The organism is Gilliamella sp. ESL1225 (assembly GCF_058502635.1).
In genome coordinates, this window is the sequence record NZ_CP196358.1 from 1,572,815 (window position 1) to 1,599,441 (window position 26,627).

A 26,627-nucleotide genomic window follows, 5' to 3' on the forward strand; every position below is an offset into this window, starting at 1 on the left:
TTTTTAATTTACTTCATTTCACAAAAATTATAAAAAAAAATTAAAGATCCAAATGAAGCTTCCGATAATTTATTTATCAGCGAAACTAATCAGCTTAGAAAAATAAGCAGCTGATAACATTAACCATTTTATAAAGGATATCATTATGGCTCAGGTAATTAATACTAATACTATGTCGCTCGTTGCTCGTAACAACCTTAATACTTCACAAAGCGTATTAGGTACTGCGATTGAACGTTTATCTTCTGGTATGCGTATCAACAGTGCAAAAGATGATGCAGCAGGTCAAGCGATTGCTAACCGTTTCACATCTAACATCAGAGGTTTAACCCAAGCTGCACGTAATGCAAATGACGGTATTTCTCTTGCGCAAACAACTGAAGGCGCGCTAAACGAAATCAACAACAACGTACAACGTATCCGTGAATTAACTGTACAATCAGCTAACGGTACTAACTCTTCAAGCGACTTAGTTTCAATCCAAAACGAAATTACTCAACGTTTAGATGAAATTAACCGTGTTTCTGCGCAAACTGATTTTAATGGCTCTAAAGTATTATCTGAAGAAAAATCATTAACTATCCAAGTTGGTGCAAATGATGGCGAAACTATCACTATCAATTTAAAGAAAATTGATAGTAAAGAATTAGGCTTAGATGGCTTTAACATTTCAGGTGAAAGTGCAACCGCTGACCCATTAAAAACAATTGATGCGGCATTATCAAAAATTGATGAATTACGTGGTGAGCTAGGTGCTGTCCAAAACCGTTTTGAATCAACTGTTAACAATATCAATAATACTGTTAATAATCTAAGTTCTGCTCGTAGCCGTATCGAAGATGCAGATTATGCGGCAGAAGTTTCTGAAATGACGCGTGGTCAAATTCTACAACAAGCTGGTACTTCAGTTCTTTCTCAAGCTAACCAAGTACCACAATCAGTATTAAGCTTATTACAATAAGTTTTTAATAAAATGTTTTATTGCTTATTTAAAAAATGAGCAATAAAAATTTTTCAATCGATATAGAAATCATATCTATATCGATTATTCTTTTTTTAATCTTTTAGCTGCTTTATTTTTAATATTTGACTTTATTTAGAGTTAAATAATTTTTTTGCAATTAATGTTGTGTTTTTTCAAAAAATATCGCTTTTTTGCAGTTAAATAACTAATGAAGACGTGATTGATTAAGCGTTTTTAATTGTAAAGTAAAAACAAATGTAAAAAATAGCTTATATTTGTTAGTTTATTTCGCATATTAAATTTGGTTAATGACAGCATAATAAAGATCATTAATTTTATCATATGTTTAATCTGGATCTGGTTATGGATGAAGGTTTATATAATGCTCAAGGCGTGATAAACCGCATAGATTGGCAACGTTATATACCTTTAGTACGTCACGAGGCATTAAAATTAGTCGCCCGTTTACCCAGCAGTGTCGAGTTAGATGATTTATTGCAAGTTGGTTATATCGGTCTATTAAGTGCTGTCGAAAGATATGATAGCGGGCAAGGCACCGCTTTTTCGACGTATGCAACTCAACGCATTAAAGGCGCAATGCTTGATGAATTACGTTTGCGAGATTGGTTACCTCGAAATGTTCGGCAAGAAATTAAAAAATTATCGAAATCAATAGCAGAATTAGAAGCAAAATACGGTCGTAATCCAACTGAAGAAGAGATTATTCACGCTTTAAATATATCGTCAGAAGAATATCGCCAATTATTGCGCGATACAAATACCGCTGAAATGTATTCATACGAAGAACTACATGAAAAATTAGGCGATAGCATAGATGGTTTAATAGATGCAGAGCAAACCGCTGATCCGAAAAGGATGTTATTAAATGCTGAATTTAAACAAATCTTAGCGAGGCATATTGATTCTCTTCCAGAAAAAGAAAAGTTAATTTTGGCATTTTATTATCAAGAAGATCTAAATTTAAAAGAAATTGGAATTATACTTGAAATTAGTGAATCTCGAGTCAGTCAACTTCATAGTCAAGCAATAAAAAGAATAAAATCTAAATTATTGATTTAATGGCAAAAACACAAACAAATATTTATCGCAAAAAAAATGATAAGAATTTAAAAATGTTTTTTATTGATTTTAAAAACTTTAAAAAGTAATATCAAAACATTAAAACATTGATTTTTGGTGAAATAGTTTTTTTTACGCTCACCAAAGAAACAGAGGAAGACAAATTGGACAGTCAGATCGACAAAGAAACCTTAAAATCAATTCATGATTTAAATCTTTCAGCGTTATTATTAAGTCAGCGCATGCTCGAAAAAGACAAAACCGTTGCTATGTACCGTTTAGGAATTAATGAAGAAACTGCCGATATTATTACTTCGTTAAATGCTTCGCAGCTATTAACCCTTTCAGAAACTAATCATTTAGTTTTCCAATTACGTATCGTCGATCCGGATACCATAAAAAAATTAACCGAAGAATCTCGAGTTAGTGATATTAAACAAATGCATACAGGTATTTTATTATCAAGTTTATTATTAGAATCACTAAAGAATTAAGAGAGAAACAAATTGTCAAATAAAACGATCTTGCAAGAATATAAAGATATTGAGCTAGCGATTGAGTTAATTTCGTTAGGCGCTCGTATCCAAATGTTAGAAAGTGAAACTAGTTTAAGTCGTGGTAAATTAATCAAGTTATATAAAGAGCTCCAAGGTAATCCGCCACCAAAAGGACTTTTGCCTTTTTCAACAACGTGGTTTATGACGTGGGAAGCCAATATTCATTCCAGCATTTTTTATAATGCTTACCAATTTTTGGTGAATCACAATAATAAAAAAGGCGTTACTTCGATTATTAAAGCGTATCAACTCTATTTAGAACAATGTCCACCTGAACGTAATCAAGAGCCTATTTTAGGACTAACACGCGCCTGGATTTTAGTAAAATTTGTTGAAACAAAAGTCATGCAACAGTCTTGCTGTAAAGAATGCCAAGGGGTTTTTATTACCCATGTCTACCAACCGCATAATAGTTTTACCTGCAGTTTGTGCCAACCTCCTTCTCGAGTTGAAAAAAACACCAAAACAGACGAGGAAAATCAACAAAAGTTTATGCAAGCTTTATCATCCCTCTCTATCCGCTCTATTCAACATGAGCTACTGTTATAACAAGGAAGAAATACTCTATTGATGAGATTTTATTCACAGTATTTTATGTTAAATGTATTTTATGTTCAGTGTACTAATTAAGGAAGAAGTATGCCCATTATCATTGGTTATATTGTTGTTGTCGCATGTATTTTAGCCGGATATATCTTAAGCGGTGGTTTTTTAGCGGCTTTATTACAACCGCTTGAATTATTAATTATTGGTGGTGCAGCGATTGGTGCTTTTATTGTCGGAAATAAACCTAAAGTTATCCTTTTAACGCTAAAATCGATTGGTAAATTATTTATTCCAAGTAAAGAAAATAAAAGTCTGTATACCGATCTAATCGGTTTGCACTTTATGATTTTGACGAATATCCGTCAAAATGGCATGTTATCTATTGAAACAGATATTGAAAATCCATCTGAAAGCGAAATATTTAAAAAGTTCCCGAAAATTCTTGCTAATAAAGCTATTATCGATTTTATTACTGATCATTTGCGCCTCATGATTAGCGGTAATATGGAGCCTCACGAAATTGAAAGCCTGATGGAAGAAGAAATCGAAACCTACCACGATGAATTAGAAAAGCCTGCCGACGCGATCGCTAATATAGGTGATGGATTACCAGCCTTTGGGATTGTTGCCGCGGTTATGGGCGTCATCAATACCCTAGCTCAAGCAGATAGACCAGCAAGTGAAATAGGTGAATCCATCGCCCATGCTATGGTTGGGACTTTTTTAGGTATTTTACTTGCTTATGGTTTTATTTCTCCCCTAGCGGCTTTACTACGCCAACGAAATCAAGATGCTACAAAGGTTTTTGAATGCTCAAAAACCATGTTAATCGCTCATTTAATGGGATATGCACCACAAATTAGCATTGAATTTGGACGCAAAATTTTATTTTCAAGTGAAAGACCCTCTTTTATTGAATTAGAAGACTATATCGAAAAAACCAAACATTCATCGGACAATAAAGAAGAAAAAAATAGCTGATTATGAGTAAAGATAAACAAAATACGCAATATATCATCCGTAAAAAAAAATCATCTCATGCTAAAGGTCACCATGGCGGATCGTGGAAGATAGCTTATGCCGATTTTATGACAGCAATGATGGCACTTTTTTTAGTCATGTGGTTAATAAGCCAATCTACTGAATCACAATTACAAAGCATTGCCGAATATTTTAGAACACCACTTAATTTTGGTATGACAACAGGTGAGAAAATAAGCGACAGCGCCAACCCTATACCTGGCGGTGGGGACGATATTTTAAAAACAGAGGGTGAAACGCATTTCGGACAATTACATCTTAATAATTCAAGTTATTTACATCAACAATTAGAAAAGCATCAATTAATTGCCGTCAGTAAAAAAATATTTGAAACCTTTCAATTAGATCCTCGCTTAAAAAAACTTGAATCTAATTTAATTATTGAATTAAATGAACGTGGATTATTGTTACAAATCTTAGCTAATAATAATCAACCTATGTTTGACTTAAGCAGCGCAAAAATCCGCCCCGAAATGCATGATATTTTATATGCAATAGCACCAATTCTAAATTCTATGTCTAATAAAATTATCTTATCTGGCCACACCGACGAAAGGCAATTTGCAACGGGCGATAAAGGTTATAGTAATTGGGAGTTATCAGCCGATAGAGCAAATGCTTCAAGACGTGAATTAATTAATGGCGGGCTGGAAAGTAACAAAATTATTCGTGTCATTGCTTTAGCAGATACCGTCAATCTCAATAGACCCAACTTCTCAACCGATGCCAATCGTCGTATTAGTATTCTTATTTTAAATAGTGCAAGTTTACAATATATTGAAGAAGAAAACGTAATAACAGGGATTGATTTACTGAAAAAATACCATCAAGAGCAAAAACAAAATTCGATCATCGAGCAACAGATTCCGAATAATAAAAACCCGATAAGCACAGATCCTATAAAAAATTAACCAAAACCTAAAAAAAGAGAAAACAATAAAAACACTAATGCGATATAGCAATGCTCCCGATTTTAATTAAATCGCAATATCGCATTAGTTACCTCTTTTATAATCCTTTTTTATCACTGTTTATTCGCTTCAATACCATTTACAATTCATTATTCTTTTATTTTGTAGCTTTTTTTTATTCTTTAGCGTACTTTTTTAGGTTAACGTTTTATAAGATTTTTCTTTGCAATTTATAATTCCTATGCTAATCTTCTCACCACAATAATTATCGGTTTTATTCAATATCAATAACGCGCCAAACTAACCGATACTAATTAATAAATACAATAAAATGGGTCAAGGAAATGTACTACTATCAACTGCTCACCCCAAGCGAGTGGGATAACCTTATACAAGAATTTAGAGAGGGTGAGGGCGAATTTAGATGCAGCCCTTTTTATCCTCGTCGCATTAAATACTTCCATAAAACCGACTATCACCCAATTATTAAAAAGCTCGTTGCCAATCCCAATAGCTGTAAAAATTTCTATCCCTTACTGCAAAAAAACGGCTTACATTATGCGGCTTATTATCACCGTTATCCCGATAAGGTCGCGAAGTGTTTATTACAGGCACTCTATCACGAACGACTTATTTTGCGCACCTTACCGATTTTCAATCCCGTTTTCGATATGCGCCCACCCTCTCCACCTATGCCACCGCCCATTCCATATAATAGAAAAATCCCGGAATACCAACCTGATTACACTTGGATTATCGTTGAACTCATCAATCGCCCGGCACTACCCATCGGTTTTTATGATGGTATATCACCTGACATTAATACCACTTATTTCCTGTTCAATCATGATTTTAGCCGCGATGAAATTTTTTTAGGTAAGAATAAAAGTGTGTTTAGTACCGAAAAAGTCTACCCCAAAGTGCATTTACTGCTAGGCGGTGGACTAAATGCCATTGAACTTGCAGAAAGGGGGGATAAACGCTTACACGTTAAAAAACTGGCACAAGCCTGGCTTGATGACTTAACCGCCTTATTAACCTCCGGCAATTCACCCTTTACGGTTGAGATAGATAACGCCCTGGCGGGTCAAATTAATTATGGTTATTCCGCCGAGCATTTTCGCTATGCCCCTTTGCTTTGGCAACAAAATATGTTTCGCCCGGATGAGCACATTGGGTTTATGTTTTATCAGCTACTGATATTATTAAACAACACCTATTTTTTTACCGCCGAGCAACGCATCGGCACGTTAGCGTATGAAGACAGCGAAGGAGCAACGTACCCGCCCATTTTCTACAAGGACGTGATTTCAGCCGTTAGTCAGCTTAAACACAGTGAGGGATTTGATAAAGCGGATTATCGCTATCATAATAGCGATATCGTTAAACGTGTCCGCGCGTATCTCTATAGCCCCCTTGTGTTAGATGGCACAGGTGATGAGCGCGATGAAGAAACACGCTTAACAGCGGCAATTAAAACCGCCACGCAGCATGATAATCTTACCGATATCGAGTCCCTCTATGTTAACGCCTTTAAACTGCTCAAATACCTGCGGCAACCGGCTATTATTAAGCATGTTGAAACACGCAAAAAGTATCGGTTAAAAGGCACAAAGGTTGAATTTGCCTATACGCAGCTCCCAAAATGTGATGAGGTACTGCTTCAACTTCATTCCAGTTATAAATATAAAATCATTCCCCAGATTGAGGATAATCCTTATCATCTCGATAACGATACGGCAGATTGCAAACTGATTGGACGTTATAACCCCAAGGATTTATGCCGCGTTAAAATCCCTAAAAAATGGGCACATATCGAAAAATGGCAAGTGATTAATGAGCCGGTTGAGCCAAGTTTTATTAATAAAACATTTAATACCGTCGTTGAATTTATAAAAAATAATTTAACCCGAATAACAGCGGGAGTTCAAGTGGCTATGGGTGTTGTTAGTTTAGGTGTTGCCTGTGCACTAGGTGCAACTGGCATCGGTGTCCCTCTCGCTGCCGTTATTGGATTTGTTGCTATTGATAACATTCAAGCCGGCACACGTTCACTAATCACCAATGAATTTACCCAAACCTTTGGTGCAGATATTATTGAATGGTCAGATCTTGTCCCTAAAGGTTACGGCGAAATTGCCTATTCACTGATTGATTTTGGTTTAGCAACTAAAGCAACTACCTTAATTAAAAGCTCAGTCAGTGCTTATAATGTCGTTAAATTTAAAGGTTTAACAACTGGAAAACCCATTAAGCCCAGCGAGACTAGCATTATTATTGAAAATATTTCATTAAATCAACGTAATGTAATTAGTTTTAAGGAATTTGATAACTTACCTAATATAATAAAAAATGCTCAACAAGGTAAATTATATGAACAACAACAATTCCTAAATCTTAAAAATAAATATCCGAATGCAGTTGAACAAATTTCAATAAAAACAACTAAAGGTACAAAATTTAGAATTGACGCTATGGCTAAAAATCCGGAGACTGGGAAATTAATTTTAGAAGAATATAAATCTTCATTATTAGCTCCATTAACAAAGAATCAAAAAATAGGATTTCCTGAATTAAAAACTCATGGTGGTAATATTGTAGGCAAAGGTAAAGGAGAATTTATAGGAGGAATCAAGATATTACCAGAAGAAGTAGAAATTCAAATTATTAGACCACCAATTATAGAATAAATTAAGAGGTAAAAATGACAATTGAAAATTTAAATGAAATTGATGGGTTAGCATTTGATGAGAAAAATAATGTATTAATTTTACTAATAACTGATCACTTAAATTGGCATGAAGAATTAACACACCTTCAAATTTTACAAGACAAAATTAATAACTATTTATCTTTTATTGAGAGTAAACAATATAAAGATATTTATCCTAACTATTTAATTAAGAAATATTTGCTAAAAATAACTTTTAAACATCAATTGCCTCAAAAAGGTATAGATTTTTTATCTTATATTGCGAAGGAAATTAAAAAATATGATATCGAGATAGAAATCGAAATAACTGGATAGTAATTGATATTGCAAATCAGTTTTATTATTACATTATCTACACCCAATAAAGTGACGATTAATACCGTCACTTTATAACTATTTCAACATAAAAATATCCTTAAACTGCTCAAATACCTGCGGCAACCCGCTATCATTAAGCATGTTGAAACCCGCAAAAAGTATCGGTTAAAAGGCACCCGGATTGAATTTGCCTATACGCAGCTCCCAAAATGTGATGAGGTACTGCTTCAACTTCATTCCAGTTATAAATATAAAATCATTCCCCAGATTGAGGATAATCCTTATCATCTCGATAACGATACGGCAGATTGCCAATTAATTGGACGTTATAACCCCAAGGATTTATGCCGCGTTAAAATCCCTAAAAAATGGGCACATATCGAAAAATGGCAAGTGATTAATGAGCCCGTTGAGCCTGACTTTGTTGATAACAAAATAGCCAGGTACACATGGACCGAGCACGATAAACAAAATGTTTGGAATAGCTTTGTACTGAGTAAGCAACTCTGCCTGCCTTTTCGCTTTACGACCATCGGTGACGTAGTCTGTAGTACAGCACTCGTGACTGCGGGTTATACCACCAAAGGCAAATCAAACGAAATCCTTGAGCACGAAATGCCCCGCTTTTTAGGGGGGATGAAAGTCGTACAAGGTGCAGCGACACTGATTGCTGCCAGCGCGTTAGCTGAAACCGGCATAGGTCTAGGGCTTGCAACCACGTTACTGTTTTTTGGGCTAGATAATATTCAATCAGGGACTCGGCAAGTAATATCGGGTGAATACACCTCAACAATCGGTGGCAGTTTAATTGAAGCAACCGGCATATTCCCCGATGGCTCCGGCGAAGATATTTACGCATTAGCCGATATGACTGCAGCCGGTAAAGCGGGCTTAGTCATTAAAACAGCGACACAATCCCGTAATATCATCAAACTCACCAGCATTAAAGGCACCCCACCCGTTAAACCCAGTGAAATTGGCATTACCGTTGAGAATATCTCGCTTAATCAACGTAATATGATTACTATTGACGAGCCAACGTTTAGTCCATATGCCGAAAATCAGACGACGAAAATTATAATTAATGATACCGCTGGAACTATACGTGATGTAAATAGAGGGTATCCTATAGAAGGCAGAACTCATAATTGTGTCAATTGTGCTATCGCTACTGATGCAACATTAGGCGGTAATCCAGCCTCTGCTTTACCTATTAATTCAAAAAGTGGAGTTCCAATATCCGTGTTAGAAAAGCAATTTGGAACAAAATTTCAAAATGTTAATAGCGCTAATAATATTAGCGATCAGATGTCAAATGCAGGAGTTGGCGCAAGAGGTATTGTATTTGGTTCTTATGGAACAGGGCAACCTGGGCATGTTTTTAATGTTGTTAATCAAAATGGAAAAATACGTTTCTTAGATGGTCAAACAGGTAAAGTTGCAGATATGAGCAAATTTAATTCTTTCAAATTTTTAAGGACTAATTGATGATTACTTTTACCGAAGCAGTAAATATAGCTAAAAATTATTTAACTGAATACGATATTCCTGTAGAAATTACTGTAATAGACAGATTTTCTGAAGGGTGGCTTTTTTGTTTTCAATCTAGAGAATTTTTAGAGACTGGTGATTTTTCAACACAATTAATTGGCAATTGTCCATTCATAATTGATAAAGATAGTGGAAAAATATATGAATTAGGAACAGCATATCCTTTAAATATCTATATCCAAGAATATGAAAACAAAAAAAATAACTCTGAATTTTAGACTTATAATCAGATTTTATACAATTAATTCAAATGGGAAAGTACCATTAATTTATAAAGCTCCATAATATTATATAAAATTCAGATAGCCCGAAACCAACCTTTAATAGTTGACTGTGATTTGGGATTAAGTTTTGTGCTTTGTAATACATAATTAAAAGGATAAAACAAATTGATTGTTTAAGATGCTACTACCTTTTACTTCTGTAACAAGTGGCATCCTCGGGTATTTTTGGGGCGATACGCTAAAAGCCCAAGCAGAGAAAAACCAAGCGTTTATTGATAAATATGAAAATAAAATTATCGGTGGCTTGCAAGTCATTGGCGGGGTACTCACCCTGATTGCCGCTGTTGGCGTTGAAACAGCGACCGTGGGCTTTGGGACACCTCTTGCCCTGGCTATTGGTTTTATTGGCGCAGATAATATCGCCGCTGGTGTGACCCGGTTTATTACCGATAAAGAAGTGAGCACTATCGGTGAAAAAATCATTGCTAAAACTGGCATTGTCCCCAAAGGGTATGAAGGTATCACTTATGGACTGATTGATATTGGTGCTGCCAGTAAATTAAATGCCATTAACAAAATGGCGCATACTCGCCATAATATAGCGGCGTTTAATAAAATAACAGCAAGTGTGCCAAATGGTACCCTTGTCGATGACATTAAAAGCCTTGAAATCGGGGCAATAAACTTATCACCTAATACGCCATTTAAACGCCATACCATTAAGTTTCAGGATTTTAGTAAAGAATTTGATTTTTTAACGCTTGCTGAGAATGTTGCGACTAAACCAAAATTAAATAATCAATTAATTAGCAAAGAAATTGCCGCTGGACATGCATTCGAAAAACACGTTTTAGCTCAAGGTGAATTTGAATCACTCGGAATAAGAACGCGAGAGCAATATAGACAATTTGTAGAAGATATTGTAAATAAGGCTAGTGATGTGCGATATTATAACGATGGGCGTATTCTATATCTAGATCACAATACACGTACCGTTGTGTTTAAAAATCCAATAAGTGGCGAAAGTACAGCTTTTAGACCAGATTATGATAAGGGTTGGGAAAAATATATTAAATTTTTAAGAAAATCAACTAACTAATAACGAAATAGAGATGTCAAATGAAAATATTAAATAAAGAAAATGATTCATTACAACTTGAAATGACTGAAAATGAATTTAATTTAATTCATTCTCTAATGCTTGCTATTTCTATTTCATGTAGTAAAGATAAAAGGCAAAGGTTAACAGGTTGGACAGAAGAAGAATTTTGGGAGTTTTTCGATTCTAATATTGAAATAATAGATAAATATGGCATTATTTTATAAATAATATTATTACTAGAAAATTATATTTTTTGCTGATTGAATTTCTCTTTTTTAAATTCAATTCCTTGTAATGGCTGTATAGCAAAAACAAAATTTCTTTTATAAACTACTTTATAATGCATTTTTGATAACTTAATAAATGCTTTTTCAAAACAATCAGCATAAAGGTAATAAATGAAAATTTTAAACAAACAAGATAATATACTAACAATTGAAATGAATGAAAGAGAATTTAATTTAGTTCGTTCTCTTGAACAACTTGTATTACGTTATTGTCATGAACAGGAAATACCGACTTTAACAGGTTGGACAAAACAAGAAGTTATACAGTATGGAAATATGCTTAATAAATTAGCCGATGAATATAACATTTCCTTATAATATATCTAAAAATACCTTATTAAATAATAAACATCTTTTATAAAAAATGACGATTAACTCGTCATTTTTTATTACTATCTCAATACAACAAGTGTGGTTGATAGCACATTTATTAATGACTATTTTAGCTATCTTAACCCTCATCAATTAAGTAATGCCATCGATGCGGCAACCCGTCCTGACTCGTTAATATCCCCGGTGTCGACTATAACAAGTGGCATCATCGGGTATTTTTGGGGTGATACACTAAAAGCCCAAGCAGAGAAAAACCAAGCGTTTATTGATAAATATGAAAATAAAATTATCGGTGGCTTGCAAGTCATTGGCGGGGCACTCACCCTGATTGCCGCAGCCGGCGTTGAAGCGGCGACCGTGGGCGGCGGAACACCTCTTGCCCTGGGTATTGGCTTTATTGGCGCAGATAATATCGCCGCTGGTGCGAGCCGGTTTATTACCGATAACGAAGTCAGTACCATCGGTGAAAAAATCATTGCTAAAACCGGCATTGTCCCTAAAGGGTATGAAGGTATCACTTATGGACTGGTTGATATTGGTGCAGCCAGTAAATTAAATGCCATTAACAAAATGGCTCATACTCGTCATAATATGGCGGCATTTAATAAAATAACAACAAGTACACCAAATGGTACCTTTGCCGATGACATTAAAAGCCTTGAAGTCGGGGCAACAAACCTCTTACCTAATACGCCATTTAAACGTCATACCATTAAGTTTCAGGATTTTAGTGAGGTGAAGTTGGTTGAAGGAGAATCTGTTCAAGTAGATAATATTATTAATATAGAAAAAAAGATTTTAAAAGAAGAATATATAAAAGAACTGATAGAAAATGGTACGAAATTTACTCCAGAAAATATTTTACGGATCGAAAAGTTATCTGACGACAAAATAATCTTTCTTGAAAAAGGAACATCCTTTGCGGGATTTCAGCATATTGTTGAGCAACATGCTAATGATTTTGCTAAAATAGGTGTATCAGAGTCAGAAATAGCAGATGTAATAATAGATGCATTATCAAATGGCAAAATTGTCGATTATCAAGGCAAAGGAATAGGACGACTAATCTATGAAATTACTATTAATAATAAAAAGCAAAGGATAGCTATAACAACTGGAAATAATGGGTTTATTGTAGGGGCAAACCCCGCAGGAGGAAAAAAGTGATATATATAAAATTAATGGCAGATTATGAATGTTATCCATTATGGTTTGATTCAGAAACGGAATTTGGAAATATTAATCCTTATACTTTACCAATAAGTAACAGCCTTAAAAAAGAGTTAGATGAATGGTCAGATGAATATGATCAAACTTTAAACTTAAACAACCCATTAGAGTCAGGGTTTATAAATACTGATAAAAAAAATAATTTCAAAGCTAAAGGTAAATATTTACAAGAACAATTACAAATTGAATTAGGCAAAAATTATAAAATAAACTATCAACCAATTATATAAATTTATGTATTTAAAGTATTTTACTGGAAATAGTAATATCAACTTCATTCCAGTTATAAATATAAAATCATTCCCCAGATTGAGGATAATCCTTATCATCTCGATAACGATACGGCAGATTGCCAATTAATTGGACGTTATAACCCCAAGGATTTATGCCGCGTTAAAATCCCTAAAAAATGGGCACATATCGAAAAATGGCAAGTGATTAATGAGCCAGTTGAGCCTGACTTTGTTGATAACAAAATAGCCAGGTACACATGGACCGAGCACGAAATGCCCCGCTTTTTAGGGGGGATGAAAGTCGTTATTCTTTTGATAATAACGTTTTTTACAACATCACCCCGATTTTAAATATCGCATTACTCATACTTTCGCCTATTCTTGATGAGGTGGATTGATAATACGTTCAATCTCTTTTGGGCTCATATCCATAATTTTAGCGATGCTTTCAACATCAACTCCTTTTTCAAGTAACGTATTGACCATCGTTTGTTCTAATTTCTCTCGTCGTTGTTTTTCGATTTTTTTTGCTTCACGTTCTGCTTTCACTTTTTCTTGTTCAATCTTAGTTTTGTTTTTCTCGTTAGCAATTTTATTATTTGCTATATCTAATTTCTGTTTTGCAATACTCAGCTTTTCTTTCGCAATAGCCCGCTCTTCTTTACGGATTTGTTCAACTACCTGATACGTTGGCACATATTTTAAACTCTTCTCTAGTTCATTCATTAACCCAATAGAACGAAAGCTGACATAGTTTTTAGGGCTGATAATTAAGTGATCGGTCAATTCAATATTTAAAATGCGCCCCACTTGTATTAATCGGTCGGTTATATCTTTATCCTCATCAGACGGTACTAACCGACCCGATGGGTGATTATGAATAGCTATCACACGCGTGGCATTTTTCATCACAGCAACCCGAAATACATTCATCGGCTCGACATCAACCGAATGCACACTACCAAGTGCAATAAGCTCAATATACAAAATAAAGCCAGCTGTATTAAGACCAATAATCCAAAAATGCTCCTTTTCTTGATCGATTTTATTATCTCGCAATAATACTCGACGCATAATTTCAAATACATCATCGGTACCATTAATATACTGCTTATCGTTCTTGCTGAGTTTAATATCCATTGCGATTGCCTATGCGTTAGACTTAGGGAGTAAATTGGTTAAAAAATATAGCATAAAAGCGCGGTAACTTAAATGTCGTTGCGTCGTTTTGAGAGCAGAATTAAAGAAGAAATTGTGCCATTAAATAATTTTTATTAAATTTGCGAGGTAGTTCGCAAATAATAAGGATCCTTTTTGTCTTCCCTATTCATCCAACAAATAAAATCCTCAAGTTTTTATTATTTATGCCGATAATTAAATAGGTTAAAAATAAAATGTGACAAATCGCATTGATTTATTTGAGGTTATTTATGGCAAATTCATTAATGAATTCAGGGGTTAGTGGGCTTAATGCTGCGCAAAATATGCTTAATGTAGTGAGTAACAATATTAGTAATGCTCATACAAAAGGATATAACCGTCAGCAATTATTATTAAGTCAAGCTAATGGTACCGCTTCGTCGGTAGGATTTGTAGGAAATGGGGTTAAGACCAATTCAATTAGCCGTGTCTATAATGGATTAATGGTTGAGCAATTACGTAGCGCACAAACTCATAGTAGCTCTATTAATGCCTATTATAGTGAATTAACAAAAATCGATAAGCTCTTTGCGAAAAATGATATAGATATTTCAGCACAAACAAATAATTTATTTAACAATATAAAAAAATTATCAACGAATGCTAATGATCTGTCCATTCGTCAATCTGTATTAAATAATTTCCAATCATTGGTCAATCAATTTAATAAAACCGATTCACAATTAAAAGAACAGTATTCAAATATTAATAATGAATTAAAGTCTAATGTCGACTCAATTAATCGTTATACCAAAGAAATTGCAGAATTAAATCAAAAAATTGGGCGTTTGCAAGGGGCTACGGGGGGAAGTGAACCGAATGCTTTACTCGATCAGCGTGATCAGTTAGTTTCTGAATTAAATCAATTAATTGGTGTAACGGTGAGTGAACAAAATGGTCAATATAATATTTCATTAAACAATGGTATGAACTTAGTACAAGGCACTAATGTCAATCCGCTGAATGTCCAGCCTTCGTCCGCCGATCCTTCTTTAAATATAATTGTTTATACACATACTTCGGGCGCAACAAGTGAATTAACAAGCCAAAATATTAATTCAGGTAAATTACAGGGTATTTTACAATATCGTGACGGACCATTAACAGATGCGCGGAATCAATTAGGTCTTATTGCCTTAAATTTAGCCGAAAGATTTAATGAAGTGCATACCGCGGGGATTGATCTCAATGGCAATAAAGGTGAAGAAATATTTGCTTATAATAAACCAAGTAGTATTTCTCATACCCTAAATACAGGTAATGCTAGCTTAAATATTGATTTTACTTCTGCCAAAGAAGTTAAAGCATCGGATTACCGCATTGAATTCGACGGCAATGATTGGGTTGTTACTCGCCTATCAGATAATACACAAATCAAACCAGATTTAAAAGAAGGTAAATTACAGTTTGATGGCTTATCGATTGAAGTACAAGGCAAACCTAATGCTGGCGATTCTTTTATCATTAAGCCGACAGCTGATATTGCCAATTCGTTAGAGGTATTAATTACAGATTCGTCAAAATTAGCTACAGGTCTTGGTGATGATCAAAATGGAGTCAGTGATAATCGTAATGTTAAAGCATTATTAGCGATTCAAGATGAAAAATTAATTGGTGGAAGTAATACGATTAATGGTGCCTACGCAGGATTAGTAAATTTTGTCGGTAATGAAACAAAATCAGCCGAAATTTCTGCTGTGGCTAATAAAAATATTGTTAAGCAGATTAATGATGAGAATCAATCTATTTCGGGCGTTAATTTAGATGAAGAATATATATCGATGCAAGTTTATATGCAGTATTACCAAGCTAATGCCAAAGTCATTGATACCGCTAACGTTTTATTTGACACCATTTTAGGCATAATGAAATAAGTAAGGAAGCAAAATGCGTATTAGTTCAAATTCAATTTATCAAAATAATCTTAATACAATTTTAAATACCCAAACTAAATGGCAACAATCAGGGTTACATTTAGCATCAGGTAAAAAAATATTAACACCATCTGATGATCCTGTTGGTACAGCACAAGCATTAAATTATCAAAAGGCGATGAATCGCAATGATCAATTTCAAAATACACGTAAAACAGTAGATAGTTTTTTATCTCATCAAGATGTTATTTTGAAAGATGCAACTGTACTTGTGCAAAATATTCAAGAAACCTTAGTCCAAGCAGGTAGTGAAGTTCTTAATGATTCAGATCGTGAATTACTTATCACGAAATTAAATCGTATGAAAGACGAATTAATGAGCTTAGGCAATGCTAAAGATACCAATGGTAATTATTTATTTGGCGGTATACAAAATGACAAACCCCCTTTTGTAATGAACGAAGCCGGTGAAGTCAGTTATGTCGGCGCGGATACATCAGTAATGGTGAGTATTGATGAAGCAAGAGAAGTTAAAATGGGCTTTACCGGTATCGAAGCTTTTCTAACCGGATCTAATAGTAAAGAGCCTGATGGCTCTCCTACTGAAGGCAATGTTTTTAAAAGCATCGATTACGCCATTAGTGCTTTAAAAATGAATGTTGATAAAGGTGATGAAGCACAATTAAATGAATTTAGAGAAACGTTAGGAAAAGCTCGTCGTGGAATGGACAGTACGCTAACGAATATCTCGAAAGTCCGTACATCAGGTGGTGAAGTGATGTCAGAAATCGAGCAAATGGTTAAATTAGGCGCTTCGCTCGATACTAACTTTAAAACACAAATAAGTAATCTTGAAGACGTTGATTGGTATGATGCGATTAGTGATTACACGCTTTTACAATTTAGTTTACAAGCTGCGCAACAAACCTATTTGAATATGCAAAATATGTCTTTGTTTCAAATGAAATAACTATTTTAGTCATTTAGGATATAAATTAAGAGATTAACGATTTTATTAACAAAACACTTAATATTGGCGTTAATCTCCTCTTTTAATTAATTAATAATAATGCGCCCATGTAATGGTTGTACTTCACGATTATTATCATGCTTCATTATGGAATGGAATTTCGTTACTTGTTCTTTTGATACATCGACAGCATTTGCTAGAACAATCCAACGAACACCTTCAGAACATGGTGGTGTTGTTAGTGATCCACTAAAACGATAGTAATCTAATGAATCAGGAAGTAGCGCTTCGACATTAATAAGATTCTTTATATCTAATTGTTACCCTTTTTTCTCCGGTAAATTTACCCAAATACGATCTAGTTCTATATTATTTTGACCTTCTTTGAAGAATACAGCCAAAACTAATAATTCACCCTCTTCGTTTTTAAATACAAAATGACCTTCTAATGGAAAATGTTCCCCTTTTAAGGTATTTTCACTCGGTGAATGGAAATGAAATTATTGCAGTTTAAATGATTGATTATCCAGAAATAACATATCATCTTCATCGACATTAACTTGAATAGTATGTCCATTATTAATCATATTTTGTTTTTTTGGATCAAAAGTAAGCGTTAAACCTTGTTTTTGTGCAAGTAAAACGTCATTAATATCAATCGGTGATTGATTCTGCCCTGTCGCACATAAAGAATATTCTGCGTTGATATCCGCCCAATGCTTTGGAACATTTTCATCACCATATCCCCAATGTTTTTCGGTAGCATATAAACAAAATCCGCTAAGTAATAGTGCGCTAAAAATTAATGTTTTATTTAATTTCATTTTAATATCTATATGAAAAGTTAGAAGTTGCGCCATTATAATTAAGAATATTATGCCTCACAATGACAGCTTATAAAAATAACTAATCGGTTTAATAAAATATTTAAAAAATAGTCTTTTTTAATAATCCATTATTTATATTCTTTTTATATGATTTCAAATGACGTTTTTCTAAACTACATAAATAAATTTCTATAGTGATAAAATATAAAAAACCTTTATCATTCGATAAAGGTTTATTTTACTTTAATTACCTATTTAGAGTGTGAAAATAACAATTTATTTAATACTTGCAATAACTTCATCAATTTGTAATGGCATACTTTCTGCACCACCACCTGATAAGTACCAAAGATCAGCCGTCAAATAAACAACTTTACTGTGTGCTTTATTAAGGATTTTCTGATTAAAATAATCCGCGTTCATCGCAGGTTTACCAATTGCTTTACTGCGGTCAATAACATAAATAATATCGGGTTTATTTTGTTTGATAAATTCATTATCCACAAAAATAGGTGCCGGTTTACCAATTAAATTAGGTGATATTTCAACAATAGGGATTCGACGTTTTACTTTTAAAACATCATGAATAAGCGTTGCACTTGCACTGTTATTAATTAGGATTAATTTACCCTCATTATGTAAAGTAACAATAGCTTTTTTCGGGCTATTCTCGCTGAGAGATTGCGCTGCGATGATTTTATCATTTAAAGATTGCACAATAATATCAGCTTCTTTTTTAGTATCAGTTAATTCAGCTAATAATTGAATATGTTGTTCTGCCGATTCAACATAATGTTTATTGTCCACACTAAAATTAAGGACTGGGGCGATTTTTGTCAATTGTTCAGATTTACTAGCGGCACGTCCATCAATAATAATGAGATCCGGTTTGATGTTTTTAATTGTCTCAACATTAGGGTCTTTCATGCTACCAGTATCAATAACTTTTGAATTGTTATATTGCTGTAAATAACTTGGAATTGATGATAAAGGCGTTCCAACAACTAATTCCCCTTTACCTAATGCATCAAGGGTATCTAAAGCCCCATAATTCATAACCACAATTTTTTGCGGAGATTTTGGCACTTCAACCGTTTGATTATTATTTGTAACTCCTACTGTGTGTGAGCTACAACCGACTAAGCTAAACATTATTGCAGCGAGGCTGGTAAAGAGTAATTTTTTGCGTTTATTCATGATGTCACCTTAGTTTATCTTTATGAAAGTAGAATTTAAGTAAATGATAATTATTATCATTAAATAAAATAAAAAAGTCTAGCAATAAATAAATCATCAAAGATATTGATAATAATTCTCATTTAATGTAACTTCTTACCAATTTTTTTAAATAAGAATATAAATTAATAATAACTTAACTCGTTAATTTTATTAAACCACAAGGAGTTTCAAGGTATGGGTAATCGGAAAAAAATAAAAATGCTCGCGCGCTTCATCAATTCATCTTTACTGTTATCTCTTTCATCAACAGCTATCGCTGCCAATAATTCCGAAGCCGATACCATGGTTGTAACCGCTTCAGGTTTTGAACAACAGATTAAAGAAGCCCCCGCAACAATTTCAGTCATTACGCCAGAAGAAATCAGCAATAAATCTTACCGAGATGTTACTGATGCTTTAAAAGATATTCCTGGTGTTACTGTTTCAGGTAGCGGTGATAGTACTGATATTAGTATTCGAGGAATGGATGCTAAATATACTTTAATTTTAGTGGATGGTAAAAAGGTCAGTACACGCGAAACTCGTCCAAATAGCGATAATGCTGGCTTTGAACAAGGTTGGTTACCTCCCCTTTCGGCAATCGATCGTATTGAAGTTGTCCGCGGTCCTATGTCTTCGCTTTATGGTTCTGATGCCATGGGGGGTGTCGTTAACATTATTACCAAAAAAGTGGCAAGCCAATGGCAAGGTGGTATTCGTTTAGAATCAGTCATTCAAGATGACTCGAAAGCAAAAAATTATTACAACGGCAATTTTGCCGTAACAGGTCCAATTATTCATGATGTTTTAGGTATTCAATTATACGGTCAATATTCTGACCGCGGAGAAGATGATTTTTTAAATGGTCATGCTGAACAGAAATTACGCAGCATCAATGGTAAATTATCGTTAAATGCCACAGAAACGCAAAAATTTGATTTAAATTTAGGGCGTTCTTTACAAAATAGTAAAGCCACAGCAGGTAAAACAAGACCGCTTTCTCGTGGTGATTTTAAGCGTGATAATCGCCGTAATACCATTGCATTAACGCATAATGGCAACTTCGATCATTTTTCAACAACGTCGTTTGTTTCTTACGAAGGGAATAATAATCCTGAACGTGATATGAAAATAAAAAATACCGATGTCGATACCCGTGCCGTTATTCCATTAGATGCTAATATGTTAACCCTTGGTGCGCATTATACTTATCAAGAATTGCATGATAAAGGTAATCAATTAACTGCGGATCTAACTAAAATTGATCGCTGGAATTATGCACTTTATGGCGAAGACGAATTTCAATTATTAGAAGACTTAAGTTTTACTTTTGGTCTACGTTTTAATAAAGATGAAAATTACGGTAATAACTGGAATCCTCGCGTTTATAGCGTCTGGAATATTGATAATAACTTTACCTTAAAAGGGGGTTATTCAACCGGCTATGCTACGCCTCAATTGCGTTATGTTGTTTCAGACTGGGGACAAGTAACAGGCGGCTCAGGCACTGGTAATAAAGGCGTTATTATTGGTAATCCTAATTTAAAACCTGAAAAAACGAATAATTTTGAAATTGGCTTAGGTTATACCAATGATTATGGTTTAGATACCTCTTTAACTGCTTTTTATACTAAATATAAAGATAAAATCCAATCTTATTATATTTGTAATAATGGTGCAGGCAGTGGGACTTGCTCAATCAATGGTGTTGGTGGTTTTGACTTTGTACAAAAGCGAGAAAATGTTGATAAAGCCGATTTGAAAGGCGTCGAGTTTTCGTTAAAAACACCTTTATTTACCGATTTATTATTATTGTCGACCAATTATTCATGGAACAAAACCGAACAAAAAAGTGGAGCCAATAAAGGGCATGCATTAAATCGTACACCAAAACAAAAATTTAATACCCAATTGGATTGGTACATTACAACTGACTGGGATCTCTGGGCAAAAGTGGCTTATTATGGTCAAGAAAATGCAACCAAAAAAGAAAAAAATAAAACAAAATATATTACCTACCCTGGATACACTTTCTGGGATTTAGGTGCAACTTATCATATAACTAAACAAGCTAAACTTTACACAGGTATTTATAACTTATTTGATAAAGATGTCGTTAATGAAGATTTTGGTAAAACGTTGGAAGGTAGACGATATTTTGTTGGGACTGAAATTAATTTCTAATCACCAAATTCCTCTTAAAATTAATTCTATGAGCTTATAGATTAAGATTTATAAAAAAAAGCGATCTATTCAACTTGGATCGCTTTTTAAAATTTAATTATTCTAACTTATTGATCATGAGATTTTTATGATTGTAAAAACGTTTTTCAATCAACAAATTCTGTTATTTCAGCAAATATTTCTTTAATACCAAATTGAATTTCTGAAATATCATCTAAATATAAAATTTTAAGATTTTGTTTTGCTCGAGAAAAGGCTACATAAAGCAGATTCTGCGTATTTATAAAAACTTTCTTGTAGGTATCATCTTCTAATTTTTTATCCTGTTCATCTTTATCCAGGTGAAAATGATTAAAATATTTTTTAAATTTATCTTTACCTGTTTTCGCCCCGAAACTATGCTCCATTATAATTGCAACATGATCATATTCTTCGCCTTTCGTTCCGTGATAAGTATGATAAACAATCGGATCCTTTTCTTTTGGTTCTCTATTAATAAAAGAGATCCATTTTTGCCACTGGGAAATTTTAATATCTAATATCTTTTCGAATTTTTGATTATTTTCATTTGTAGTGTCGTCACCCACTTCATAATCACCAAAAAATTTATGATAAATTAGGTTTGTTATATAATTATAAAAATTACCTGATTTTTTTAAATCTGCATAAACAATGGAAAGTGCATTAGTTAAACAGTACTGAATGGCCGAATGGTAATTTTCAATATCATGTTTTCCAATTATTTCAGAAAATTCTTTTAACAACTCATTAATGGTCGTACCATTAGCTTTTTTTAATAAATTTATCGACTCTCGTGCATCTTTAAAAGTAATCTTATGATTAAAATTTCCCAGTAAGTCATGATAGGTTGTCTTATCGCTTCTTAATTTATTATACAAACTGATTAGGTTATAAAAATAAAGTAATGCAGGATGCAATTTTTCTAATTGGTTAGATAAAAGTTTAGTTTTAAGATCCTTCCAATTAATAATTTTAGAAGAATCAATTACATCATATAATTCTTGAAATCCTTCTAATTCGGCCAACGTTTTATTTAATAATACTAAACAATGTAGGCTTTGGTCGCATGGAATGTCTTTTTTATATTTTTCTAAAAACTTATGGATTAGTTCATTTTTGTCTTTTGTATTTTTTGAATAAAAAAATTGAACATGACCATTTATTTTTGTCGGATCGATTGGTAGTTGTTTAATCGAATCATTCCTAATCTTATTAATTAAATCAATTATTTGTTGTTGAGAACGACGATTAAAGATTTTATTGATAGTGTGTAAATTTGAATGAAATAATTTTATCTCTTCTCCAATTCCATCATCATATATATTTTGTTTGCTATCACCAAAATAACCAACCAACCAGTTTTTATTTTTATCTATAGCATAGTCATTTAGCATTTTGATGATTTTTATCACACTTTCATGAGTATCTTGATATTCATCAATAAATATATAAGGATATTTATCAACCATAATTCGCCTAAGTTGTGGGTATGTTTCAATCAATAAATAACTATATTCTAATAATGTATCATGACTAAATTTCATATATTCCAATCGGTCGGAATTGGATTTACTGTCATATTGAACTGTAATCTTCTTTCTTTGTTCTGGATTTTCGATTATTGTAATAGCTTTTTCATATTTCTCTTTTTTATACAAAGCAGAAACCAAATTTTTGAAATTACTAACATTTTCTAATACTTTATCGATGTTTTTATATATAATTGAAGAAGATTTATAACATTTTTTAAATTTATCAGATGATTTATCTCGATATTCATAAAATAAATTTTTAGTTTCTTTAATAAAAGTAAGGAATTCCTTAGAATCAGCGTTGAAAATTATACTAAGATTTTTATCTGTTTCATAACTATTTATTTTATTTTGAATTTCAGCTAATTCGTATTTAAGTTTTTGCAAGTGCAAATCGGCTAATTCATTTTTTTGATATAACTTTATCTGTTCCCACAGCATTTCGTGAATCGTTGAAACTAAACATAATTGAGTGTTACCAAGTCGCTTTTTAATTTCATTAACTGCTACATTAGTATAAGTAATGCAAATTATCTTTTGATTGTTCTTATTTAAATTCTGCTTTTTATTTTTCAAAATGTATTTTATGGAATCAATTAAGGCATAGGTTTTACCAGAGCCCGCTCCTGCATTAAACTGAAAACAGGTATAATTCTCTATAGCCTCAATAATTTGCTTTTGTATTTGTTTTTCTTGTTCAAGGTTATAAGCTAGAGTCATGTTCAAAAACTCCCGTTAACTTTTCTTCTAACCATTTGAAACCATCCAAAATATAATCGGGTAAAACTGGCTTATCTTTTGCTTCTAAAGTAATCATTTTATAAAGTAACTTACTGGCAAATTCAGATTTCCCATTTCTATCATTTAGGCTATTTTGTAAACGATATGAATACTCTATTAACCCTTCTTTATTTTTTCCACCCTTTGTAATTTCACTATAAATATCGGGTCTAATTTCATTTAATATCGCATTAAAAAACTTATTTTCAAAATTAGTTAATATAAAAGCTTCTTCAAAACTTGTGGCATATTGGCTTTTAATAGCTCCTTTTTGAAAAACGACATAAAGATGAGATTTTTTTATATATTCTGTTATAGTTGCTAAATTAATAGGGGGAGGATTTTCTTCGTTATTTAATAATAGTGAATTTTCCTCTATTAATAATTTTAACGTTTGATTTGTTGTTTGCCGATCTTTTAAAGATGTTATCTGGGCATATTTAGTAAAGGTATCGAGATTATTGCATATAGGACAGCTTTTATCATTATCATTATCTTTATGCTTCTTATTTTGTTCGCAAGCATATCGCTTAATATCTAAATCGGTAATAATTAAACACGGAATAGCTAATTTTTCTATCAGGTTTAAATATACTTTACTGTGCGCACCTTCGACTCTAAAAATAGAGATATAATAGTTCCTTAAATTATTAATTTGTTCCAAATAGTAATGCAATAATGTTTCTTCTGTGGCACCTTCTACAAAAATAACAGCATCCGAAAAAAATAATTCAGATACTTTATATTTAATGTGCTTTTTTAAAAAAAGAATATCTTGCTCTTTATTTATATTCTTATCATCCATGATATTTTTATCATTTAAAGATATTGATTTAGTACATTTATCACTGACAGTTAAGTAATTGATATTATTAAATGAATTACAACTATGAATTTTACTATTAACAATATGAGACGAATGAGTGGTTATAACAATTTGACATTTCAATATTTTTTTTGAAGCAGAAGTTACCTGAAATAATTCTAATGCTTTAGATATGGCATTATCGATACGTGTTATAAAAAATTCTTGCATCTGTGGATGCATGAATGATTCGGGTTCTTCAATAAATAATAAATTAATCTGACTTTGATGACAATTTTCTTCATATTTTTCAATATAGTGAATAATTTCACCTATAATATTAAGTAAATTAATGTAACCAAGACCAAATTGATCTTCAGGAATAAAATCATCTCCTTCAGTAAAATGATATTTAATCAAACTTTTTAAAATATTCTCTTGATTGACATTACCTGTTAAATTCATTCCTACATGATGTTTTTGTTCTATTTGTTGTAAAATTTCTGAGACTAATGTATTTTGATCTTTTACCCTATCACTAATGGTTTTATTGATAGACTTGATATCTTCACTAAATGCTTTTTTTGATTCTTCATTTTGAAATTGAGTAGCGATTATTTTTTGAAAAACGTTCGAAAGCACGTTTTCATTTAAATGACGATTTGCTTTTATATTTTTAATTACAATGAGTTTATGAAGTGAAAAGGAATCTATTTCGATATCATTGAAATTTTTATAAGTGGCTTTATAGTTTACTATTTCAGAATTATCAAGAAGTTCACAAAACTCTCCTAAGAGGGTATTTAATGAATTTTTATCTGTTACAGATTTTTTAATCAAATAATACTTTTCTATAATACTTTGAACATGTTCAAAAAAAACTTCTGTTTCCTCTATTTCATAAATGATTTTTATTTCCGCGGTTTTGATAAGATCATCGTTTTCTTTAATAGGTAAAAATTCAGAAAGATTATTAACTAAATCACCGTTTTCATTTATATCAACATTGTCGAGTTTTATACATAAAGAGAATTCTAATTGAGGAGCAATAAGATTTGAAATGAAAGATTTGCTTTCATAGGCATCTATATAACCTTGAAGTAAATCTTTTAAATAATAAATATTAAAATCGGAAGATTGAAGGGACTTTATTTTTTTATTACAAATTAAATTAAGGGCATGGGTTATTGTTGTTTTTCCAGTATTATTTTTTCCGATAATTAACGTACTTGATGGGGAAATTAAAGATTGAGAATTATCTCTTTTCGCCTCTTCAGAATGGCATATTTCATCGGCATTGACAAAATATATTGTGTTATTGATTTCTCTAAATTTTCGATAATTTTTGATGGTAAAACTTTCTAAATACATACTCATTTGCTCCATTATTTGCAAAAACTTTTAGTTAGATTCAGTTCTAACTTTTTTAAAATAATTTTTATCTATATTGAAGGAACATCTTTCAGTTATTCTACTGTTAAATTATAAGCAAAAAAACCAGTCAATCAAATGATATAACTGATCTTCCTTAAATAGATTATTTGGATAGATCATTTCTATTTATTTACTATTTTGAATGTTAATCGGATGACATTGAATAAGCGAATATTAGCAACATGAAATATTTTTTTAAGTATATACTGTAATCGATATAATTTTATAAAGTAAAATTGTATATCACAAATAAATTCTGTTACCAAGAACGCCCTGTACTAGGTTTGAAATCACCACGACGAAAGCATTTAGAAGAAAATTCTTCTCTTTGTTGTTTAGGCATAGCTTTTATTTTTTCACGATTACCGCAATTTTCATCATTAACTTCTGGCATTTTATCTTCACATCCAACAATCAAAGTCATCATTAAAGTGGTGAATATAAAGATTAGCGCTTTATTTATTTTCATATGAATTTCTCCCGAATTAAGTTGTATTAATAAAAAACATTATAATTGTTTAAAAACGTCAAGCTGTTTAGTTGTATTTGATGGGTTTCTTTAATTACTAAGAGTAAAAATTAATTTATATTGCTAATGACACTTGTGGGTGCAAACCTGCGGAGATTGCAAGGGAATATTAGGTAATATCCCTTGTATTGATAAGGTATAGCGGTTTTTAACAAAAGATTTT

At 32.4% G+C, this 26,627-nt stretch carries 26 protein-coding genes; 19 read left to right on the plus strand and 7 right to left on the minus strand.

From position 1 onward, the window contains the following. Positions 1 to 145 precede the first annotated feature (145 nt). From ACSYSW_RS07215 to ACSYSW_RS07290, 16 genes are all read left to right on the plus strand, one after another. The gene (locus tag ACSYSW_RS07215) at positions 146 to 961 is read left to right on the plus strand and encodes a flagellin N-terminal helical domain-containing protein (RefSeq protein ID WP_491705703.1); all 816 of its coding nucleotides are present in this window, start codon (positions 146 to 148) and stop codon (positions 959 to 961) included. Positions 962 to 1,327: 366 nt separating this feature from the next. Then, positions 1,328 to 2,044: an RNA polymerase sigma factor FliA gene (locus tag ACSYSW_RS07220; protein ID WP_491705702.1), complete on the plus strand. Its 717-nt coding sequence runs from the start codon at positions 1,328 to 1,330 to the stop codon at positions 2,042 to 2,044. Positions 2,045 to 2,220: 176 nt separating this feature from the next. After that, positions 2,221 to 2,538, plus strand: coding sequence for a flagellar transcriptional regulator FlhD (gene flhD / locus ACSYSW_RS07225; protein WP_491706064.1), 318 nt, complete (start codon positions 2,221 to 2,223; stop codon positions 2,536 to 2,538). A gap of 12 nt (positions 2,539 to 2,550) precedes the next feature. Next, complete coding sequence (gene flhC / locus ACSYSW_RS07230; protein ID WP_491705701.1) at positions 2,551 to 3,150, plus strand: flagellar transcriptional regulator FlhC; 600 nt, start codon at positions 2,551 to 2,553, stop codon at positions 3,148 to 3,150. Positions 3,151 to 3,240: 90 nt separating this feature from the next. Next, a complete protein-coding gene (gene motA, locus ACSYSW_RS07235) occupies positions 3,241 to 4,128 on the plus strand; it encodes a flagellar motor stator protein MotA (RefSeq protein WP_491705700.1) in 888 nt (295 codons plus the stop codon). 2 nt (positions 4,129 to 4,130) lie between these two features. Further along, positions 4,131 to 5,099: a flagellar motor protein MotB gene (motB, locus tag ACSYSW_RS07240; protein WP_491706234.1), complete on the plus strand. Its 969-nt coding sequence runs from the start codon at positions 4,131 to 4,133 to the stop codon at positions 5,097 to 5,099. 344 nt (positions 5,100 to 5,443) lie between these two features. After that, entirely contained in the window at positions 5,444 to 7,789 is a 2,346-nt protein-coding gene (locus ACSYSW_RS07245; RefSeq protein WP_491706235.1) for a hypothetical protein, read from the plus strand. Positions 7,790 to 7,803: 14 nt separating this feature from the next. After that, positions 7,804 to 8,127, plus strand: a complete 324-nt coding sequence (locus ACSYSW_RS07250) for a DUF6572 domain-containing protein (RefSeq protein WP_491705697.1) — start codon at positions 7,804 to 7,806, stop codon at positions 8,125 to 8,127. 396 nt (positions 8,128 to 8,523) lie between these two features. Continuing rightward, a complete protein-coding gene (locus ACSYSW_RS07255; protein ID WP_491705696.1) occupies positions 8,524 to 9,618 on the plus strand; it encodes a toxin glutamine deamidase domain-containing protein in 1,095 nt (364 codons plus the stop codon). After that, positions 9,618 to 9,899, plus strand: coding sequence for a YrhB domain-containing protein (locus tag ACSYSW_RS07260; protein ID WP_491705695.1), 282 nt, complete (start codon positions 9,618 to 9,620; stop codon positions 9,897 to 9,899). Before ACSYSW_RS07255 ends, ACSYSW_RS07260 begins: the two co-directional genes overlap by 1 nt. A gap of 175 nt (positions 9,900 to 10,074) precedes the next feature. After that, positions 10,075 to 11,004: a hypothetical protein gene (locus ACSYSW_RS07265; protein ID WP_491705694.1), complete on the plus strand. Its 930-nt coding sequence runs from the start codon at positions 10,075 to 10,077 to the stop codon at positions 11,002 to 11,004. A 20-nt stretch (positions 11,005 to 11,024) separates the two neighbouring features. Further along, positions 11,025 to 11,231, plus strand: coding sequence for a hypothetical protein (locus tag ACSYSW_RS07270; RefSeq protein ID WP_491705693.1), 207 nt, complete (start codon positions 11,025 to 11,027; stop codon positions 11,229 to 11,231). A gap of 174 nt (positions 11,232 to 11,405) precedes the next feature. Continuing rightward, the gene (locus tag ACSYSW_RS07275) at positions 11,406 to 11,612 is read left to right on the plus strand and encodes a hypothetical protein (RefSeq protein WP_491705692.1); all 207 of its coding nucleotides are present in this window, start codon (positions 11,406 to 11,408) and stop codon (positions 11,610 to 11,612) included. A gap of 93 nt (positions 11,613 to 11,705) precedes the next feature. Further along, entirely contained in the window at positions 11,706 to 12,794 is a 1,089-nt protein-coding gene (locus ACSYSW_RS07280; protein WP_491706236.1) for a hypothetical protein, read from the plus strand. Next, complete coding sequence (locus ACSYSW_RS07285) at positions 12,791 to 13,087, plus strand: immunity protein CdiI family protein (protein WP_491705690.1); 297 nt, start codon at positions 12,791 to 12,793, stop codon at positions 13,085 to 13,087. Before ACSYSW_RS07280 ends, ACSYSW_RS07285 begins: the two co-directional genes overlap by 4 nt. A 204-nt stretch (positions 13,088 to 13,291) precedes the next feature. Next, positions 13,292 to 13,441, plus strand: coding sequence for a hypothetical protein (locus tag ACSYSW_RS07290; protein ID WP_491705689.1), 150 nt, complete (start codon positions 13,292 to 13,294; stop codon positions 13,439 to 13,441). A gap of 24 nt (positions 13,442 to 13,465) precedes the next feature. Here ACSYSW_RS07290 and ACSYSW_RS07295 read toward each other — a convergent pair whose 3' ends face one another. Continuing rightward, on the minus strand, positions 13,466 to 14,230 hold the full coding sequence (locus ACSYSW_RS07295; protein ID WP_491705688.1) for a JAB domain-containing protein: 765 nt from the start codon (positions 14,228 to 14,230) through the stop codon (positions 13,466 to 13,468). A gap of 290 nt (positions 14,231 to 14,520) precedes the next feature. On the opposite strand from ACSYSW_RS07295, the gene flgK reads away from it, so the two are divergent. Together flgK and flgL are read left to right on the plus strand one after the other, a co-directional pair. Beyond that, the gene (gene flgK, locus ACSYSW_RS07300) at positions 14,521 to 16,164 is read left to right on the plus strand and encodes a flagellar hook-associated protein FlgK (RefSeq protein WP_491705687.1); all 1,644 of its coding nucleotides are present in this window, start codon (positions 14,521 to 14,523) and stop codon (positions 16,162 to 16,164) included. Between the two features lie 13 nt (positions 16,165 to 16,177). Beyond that, complete coding sequence (gene flgL / locus ACSYSW_RS07305) at positions 16,178 to 17,134, plus strand: flagellar hook-associated protein FlgL (protein WP_491705686.1); 957 nt, start codon at positions 16,178 to 16,180, stop codon at positions 17,132 to 17,134. A gap of 86 nt (positions 17,135 to 17,220) precedes the next feature. Here the strand turns inward: flgL and ACSYSW_RS07310 are convergent, their stop codons facing one another. From ACSYSW_RS07310 to ACSYSW_RS07320, 3 genes are all read right to left on the minus strand, one after another. Continuing rightward, positions 17,221 to 17,445: a carbonic anhydrase family protein gene (locus ACSYSW_RS07310; protein WP_491706334.1), complete on the minus strand. Its 225-nt coding sequence runs from the start codon at positions 17,443 to 17,445 to the stop codon at positions 17,221 to 17,223. Positions 17,446 to 17,634: 189 nt separating this feature from the next. Next, entirely contained in the window at positions 17,635 to 17,958 is a 324-nt protein-coding gene (locus tag ACSYSW_RS07315; RefSeq protein WP_491705685.1) for a carbonic anhydrase family protein, read from the minus strand. A 279-nt stretch (positions 17,959 to 18,237) separates the two neighbouring features. After that, positions 18,238 to 19,158 carry a siderophore ABC transporter substrate-binding protein gene (locus ACSYSW_RS07320; protein ID WP_491705684.1) on the minus strand — a complete coding sequence of 307 codons (921 nt, stop codon included), beginning with the start codon at positions 19,156 to 19,158 and terminating at the stop codon, positions 18,238 to 18,240. Positions 19,159 to 19,374: 216 nt separating this feature from the next. On the opposite strand from ACSYSW_RS07320, the gene ACSYSW_RS07325 reads away from it, so the two are divergent. Then, positions 19,375 to 21,363 carry a TonB-dependent receptor domain-containing protein gene (locus ACSYSW_RS07325; RefSeq protein WP_491705683.1) on the plus strand — a complete coding sequence of 663 codons (1,989 nt, stop codon included), beginning with the start codon at positions 19,375 to 19,377 and terminating at the stop codon, positions 21,361 to 21,363. Positions 21,364 to 21,509: 146 nt separating this feature from the next. Here the strand turns inward: ACSYSW_RS07325 and ACSYSW_RS07330 are convergent, their stop codons facing one another. From ACSYSW_RS07330 to trbK, 3 genes are all read right to left on the minus strand, one after another. Beyond that, positions 21,510 to 23,636, minus strand: a complete 2,127-nt coding sequence (locus tag ACSYSW_RS07330; protein ID WP_491705682.1) for a UvrD-helicase domain-containing protein — start codon at positions 23,634 to 23,636, stop codon at positions 21,510 to 21,512. Beyond that, positions 23,620 to 25,872 (minus strand): AAA family ATPase, encoded by a 2,253-nt coding sequence (locus tag ACSYSW_RS07335; protein ID WP_491706237.1) that lies wholly within the window; start codon positions 25,870 to 25,872, stop codon positions 23,620 to 23,622. The genes ACSYSW_RS07330 and ACSYSW_RS07335 overlap by 17 nt, the downstream gene beginning before the upstream one ends. Positions 25,873 to 26,194: 322 nt before the next feature. After that, positions 26,195 to 26,404, minus strand: coding sequence for an entry exclusion lipoprotein TrbK (gene trbK, locus ACSYSW_RS07340; protein ID WP_491705680.1), 210 nt, complete (start codon positions 26,402 to 26,404; stop codon positions 26,195 to 26,197). Positions 26,405 to 26,627: the final 223 nt, after the last annotated feature.

Excerpts from the sequence above, each read along its gene's own strand:
- ACSYSW_RS07270 (WP_491705693.1), top strand. The coding sequence starts at position 11,025 with ATGAAAATATTAAATAAAGAAAATGATTCATTACAACTTGAAATGACT.
- flgL (WP_491705686.1), top strand. The coding sequence starts at position 16,178 with ATGCGTATTAGTTCAAATTCAATTTATCAAAATAATCTTAATACAATT.
- motA (WP_491705700.1), top strand. The coding sequence starts at position 3,241 with ATGCCCATTATCATTGGTTATATTGTTGTTGTCGCATGTATTTTAGCC.
- ACSYSW_RS07260 (WP_491705695.1), top strand. The coding sequence starts at position 9,618 with ATGATTACTTTTACCGAAGCAGTAAATATAGCTAAAAATTATTTAACT.
- ACSYSW_RS07250 (WP_491705697.1), top strand. The coding sequence starts at position 7,804 with ATGACAATTGAAAATTTAAATGAAATTGATGGGTTAGCATTTGATGAG.
- ACSYSW_RS07220 (WP_491705702.1), top strand. The coding sequence starts at position 1,328 with ATGGATGAAGGTTTATATAATGCTCAAGGCGTGATAAACCGCATAGAT.
- ACSYSW_RS07215 (WP_491705703.1), top strand. The coding sequence starts at position 146 with ATGGCTCAGGTAATTAATACTAATACTATGTCGCTCGTTGCTCGTAAC.
- ACSYSW_RS07275 (WP_491705692.1), top strand. The coding sequence starts at position 11,406 with ATGAAAATTTTAAACAAACAAGATAATATACTAACAATTGAAATGAAT.
- ACSYSW_RS07245 (WP_491706235.1), top strand. The coding sequence starts at position 5,444 with ATGTACTACTATCAACTGCTCACCCCAAGCGAGTGGGATAACCTTATA.
- ACSYSW_RS07335 (WP_491706237.1), bottom strand. The coding sequence starts at position 25,872 with ATGTATTTAGAAAGTTTTACCATCAAAAATTATCGAAAATTTAGAGAA.
- trbK (WP_491705680.1), bottom strand. The coding sequence starts at position 26,404 with ATGAAAATAAATAAAGCGCTAATCTTTATATTCACCACTTTAATGATG.
- ACSYSW_RS07330 (WP_491705682.1), bottom strand. The coding sequence starts at position 23,636 with ATGACTCTAGCTTATAACCTTGAACAAGAAAAACAAATACAAAAGCAA.
- ACSYSW_RS07295 (WP_491705688.1), bottom strand. The coding sequence starts at position 14,230 with ATGGATATTAAACTCAGCAAGAACGATAAGCAGTATATTAATGGTACC.
- ACSYSW_RS07325 (WP_491705683.1), top strand. The coding sequence starts at position 19,375 with ATGGGTAATCGGAAAAAAATAAAAATGCTCGCGCGCTTCATCAATTCA.
- ACSYSW_RS07320 (WP_491705684.1), bottom strand. The coding sequence starts at position 19,158 with ATGAATAAACGCAAAAAATTACTCTTTACCAGCCTCGCTGCAATAATG.
- ACSYSW_RS07315 (WP_491705685.1), bottom strand. The coding sequence starts at position 17,958 with ATGAAATTAAATAAAACATTAATTTTTAGCGCACTATTACTTAGCGGA.
- motB (WP_491706234.1), top strand. The coding sequence starts at position 4,131 with ATGAGTAAAGATAAACAAAATACGCAATATATCATCCGTAAAAAAAAA.
- flgK (WP_491705687.1), top strand. The coding sequence starts at position 14,521 with ATGGCAAATTCATTAATGAATTCAGGGGTTAGTGGGCTTAATGCTGCG.